The organism is Nonomuraea sp. NPDC005983 (assembly GCF_040614375.1).
GTDB lineage: Bacteria > Actinomycetota > Actinomycetes > Streptosporangiales > Streptosporangiaceae > Nonomuraea.
Genome location: NZ_JBEXUP010000276.1, coordinates 1 through 3252 on the forward strand (window position 1 = coordinate 1; position 3252 = coordinate 3252).

The following is a 3252-nucleotide window of genomic DNA, read 5'->3' on the forward strand; positions in this document are numbered from 1 at the left end:
CCCGCGACCCCGCCGTCCACGACCGCGCCGTCCACGACCGCGCCGTCCACGGCCGCGTCGCCTGCGCGTGCGTCGCCGCCCGTGTCAGGGGCTGTGCCGGCATCCGGGGTGTCCGCATGAGGGCGTCCACCCTCGCCTGGGGGCGTGGCCCCGTTCCTACCCGAATCGAGGTGAGCGGCGGTGCCCGGCTCCGCAGGCGAACCCGCGCCGACCTCCACTCGGGGATGCTCGCCCGTACCGGGAGCCATGCCCGCGCCAACCCCCGCTCCCAGAGCCGGGTAAGGGCCGTCCTCGCCCCGCAGGGCCGAGGCGAACTGGGTGACGGTCGGCCAGCGGTGGTCGGGGTCGGGGTCGATGGCCTTCATGATGGCCGCCCCCACCCGCTCCGGGATCTCCTGCCGCAGCCGCTGCGGCGCGAGCCGAACCGCCCCCGAGCCGGGGACCTGCCCGGTGAGCAGGTGGTAAGCCATCGCCCCCAGTCCGTGGACGTCCGCGCGCTCGTCCGGCCCTCCGTCGAGGCGCATCTGCTCCGGCGCCATATACCCGGGAGAGCCCGCCGCGATGGTGTGGCTGGTGGCGTCGGCCAGCGACCGCGCGACGCCCAGGTCGGCCACCATCAGCCGCTCGCCTCCACCGGCCACCGAGCGGAACAGCACGTTCGACGGCTTGAGGTCGCGGTGGACGATGCCCATGCGGTGCAGCACCTCCACCCCCTCGGCGATCTCGCCGACGATGCGGATCGCCTCGACGACCGGCAGCGACCCCTCCAGGAGGCGCCCAGCCAGTGACCCCATGTCGGCATACGTCATGACGAAGTACGGCCTGCCGTCCGGCAACTCGCCGGTGTCGTGCACCTGGACGATCCTCGGGGAGTCGGCCTGGCGCAGCAGCCTGGCCTCCTTGAGGAAGCGCTCGTTCACCGCCGGCTCCGCCGCCCAGTTCTCGGCGAGCACCTTGATGGCGACGTACGAGTCGAGCTGGTCGTCGCGGCCGAGCCACACCGTCGCGAACGCGCCCGTGCCCAAGACGCGTTCGATCGGGTATCTACCGATCGAAGCTGGAGCATCCACAGTTCTGTTGACCTCAGGTGGGGGACCTCGCGTCAAGACTCTCTCACGAGCGGGGCTGGCCGGGCACGCGAACCGGGTCTACGTTCTTGTTGTGAACAGTCCGCTGGAGATTCTGGGCTTCCTTCTCGGGGTGTCTGTTGCCCTGTTCATCCTGATAAGTCTGCTGGTCATGGTTCCGGGACTGGGCTCGGCACGCAGGTCCGCGCCGGGGCCGGTGTGGCTGGGCGGGCCGTCGCGCAGCGAGCACGGCGTCAGCACCTCGAGCCTGGTGCTGGCCGACCGGGTGGCGCACTGGGCGCAGGTGCCCGAGGCCGACTGGGTGGCCGCGGCGCAGACGTCCGAACCGGGCCGCAATGTCGGCGGCGCGTCGGCGGGGTGGTGATGAGCGATGCGGGCACTCACCGCGGCACAGGCCGACGACGTCAGGCGGGCGCTGCACGCCGCTGAGCGGCGTAGCGGCCTCCGCTTCGGCGCGTTCCTCGGCGAGCCGGTCGGCGGCAGGCGCCACTTCGCCGAACGGCTGCACGCCGCGCTCGGCGACGAGGCGGACGACGCCGTGGTCATCTTCGTGGACGTGACGGGCCGCGCCTTGGAGATCGTGACGGGCGAGAACGCCCGGCGCCGCCTCTCGGACGGCGCGTGCAGGCTCACCGCGATGTCCATGGCGACCGCCTTCAGCGTCGGCGACCTCGTGGGCGGCCTCCTGTACGGCATCAGCGCCCTCGCCGAACAGGCCACCGCGAAACGCTGACCATCCCAAGGCCCACCCGAGGAGGCAAGGGTCCGGTCTGCGGGGGCTGGGCTGCTCCCGGGGCGCGGGGCCGGCGAGGCGCCTGGGGCGCTTTCGGGAGGTGAGGGCGGGCGAGGTGGCTGGTGCCGGTCCTGGAAGGAGTGGGACGCGCCTGCCAAGGAGTTGAGCGGCGAGGGTGAGTCGGGGCGTCGCCTGCGCCCCCGCGGTAGGCGACGCCCTCCTCTCCTTCTAGGCGAGAGAGGGGGAGCCGTCAGCCTGGAGGGTTCCAGGGTCGAGGCGTTCCAGCAGGCCGACGACGTGCCGACTGACGCTGCTGAGGAGCGTCGAGGGGGCGATGGGCGCGCCGGCGATGGCCGAGAAGAGCGACGGCAGCCCCGGCAGCGGGAACCCGTCGTCCTCGAGCGCCGCCGCGCCGACGGGGTTCTTGTCGAGCACGGCCCGGCTGCGCTCCCAGGCGTCCAGCACCTCTTCCGGCGACGGCACGCCGAACCCGTGGCCGACGGGCGCCGCGTGGCGCAGCCGTACCAGCGGGGTCTCGGCGAGCGCCAGCGCGGTACGGGCGCGCCGGTGCAGGTCGGCGCGCGGCTCCGGGTCGATCCAGTCCATGGCCGTGCACGGGTTGCGGCAACTGGCGACACAGACGGCCAGCGCGCCGGCCACCTGGCTGTGCTGCCGGTCGAAGTACGCCCGCCAACCCTGGGCGGGTTCGGACGCGACCCGCAACGTCCGGTTGGTGGCCGACTGCTCGGACTTGGTGTGGTCGCACTCGCGGTCACCGATCACGCCGAACCTGCTCCCGGTGGCGCTCAGCCCGGCGGGCCAGCGCGCCGGGTCGCCCGCGTGGCCGAGGTGCGGTTCGAACGCGAGCAGCGGCAGGTACTCGCTGGCGATGTGCACCGCGGCGATCATCGAGCTCAGCTCGCGCCGGTGCCAGCGGACGCCGATCACCTCCAGCAGCAGCCCGTACGCGGGCCGCAGCGACTCCAGCGCGCCGCGGGGCTGCTCGCGCGGGGTCTGAGGCATGTGACACTCCCGCGCCTGCCGCTTCAGCTCGGCCGGGACGGCCCTGGCCTCCACCGCGAAGTCCTCGGCGTCGAGCGAGAGCAGCCGGTGCCCGAACTCGCACACATCGGCCACGTCGGCGTTAGGGACGAGCGCCCCGAGGTCGGCGAAGGCGTAGCGGCGGGCCAGGGCGACGAGCAGATCCCGAGTCGTGTCCACGCGCTCAGCCTCTCACGGCGCCAGGACGGGTCGGCCCGCCCTGAAACCTCGGCTACTTCGTCACCCCGCTCGTCAGCGTCGCGGGCCGCCGCGACGAAGATCACGGGAACACCGGGCGTGCTCGCCGCCGAAGGGGTCACGGCATGGACCTGCCCCCCGACAACCGATCGCCTCTCAGGGGCAGATCGGAAGAGCACACGACAGACCTCC

At 73.1% G+C, this 3252-nt stretch carries 4 protein-coding genes; 2 read left to right on the forward strand and 2 right to left on the reverse strand.

Annotated features, from left to right (window positions below):
* Window positions 1-1025 (reverse strand): serine/threonine-protein kinase (locus ABZ297_RS46495; RefSeq protein ID WP_355360948.1); only part of this gene is annotated, 1025 nt, incomplete at its 3' end.
* A gap of 136 nt (window positions 1026-1161) precedes the next feature.
* Here ABZ297_RS46495 and ABZ297_RS46500 point away from each other — a divergent pair.
* The gene (locus ABZ297_RS46500) at window positions 1162-1452 is read left to right on the forward strand and encodes a hypothetical protein (RefSeq protein WP_355360951.1); all 291 of its coding nucleotides are present in this window, start codon (window positions 1162-1164) and stop codon (window positions 1450-1452) included.
* Window positions 1453-1458: 6 nt separating this feature from the next.
* Window positions 1459-1821 (forward strand): DUF5130 family protein, encoded by a 363-nt coding sequence (locus ABZ297_RS46505; RefSeq protein ID WP_350811456.1) that lies wholly within the window; start codon window positions 1459-1461, stop codon window positions 1819-1821.
* A 228-nt stretch (window positions 1822-2049) separates the two neighbouring features.
* Here the strand turns inward: ABZ297_RS46505 and ABZ297_RS46510 are convergent, their stop codons facing one another.
* Window positions 2050-3042 (reverse strand): hypothetical protein, encoded by a 993-nt coding sequence (locus ABZ297_RS46510; protein ID WP_355360954.1) that lies wholly within the window; start codon window positions 3040-3042, stop codon window positions 2050-2052.
* Between the last annotated feature and the right edge of the window lie 210 nt (window positions 3043-3252).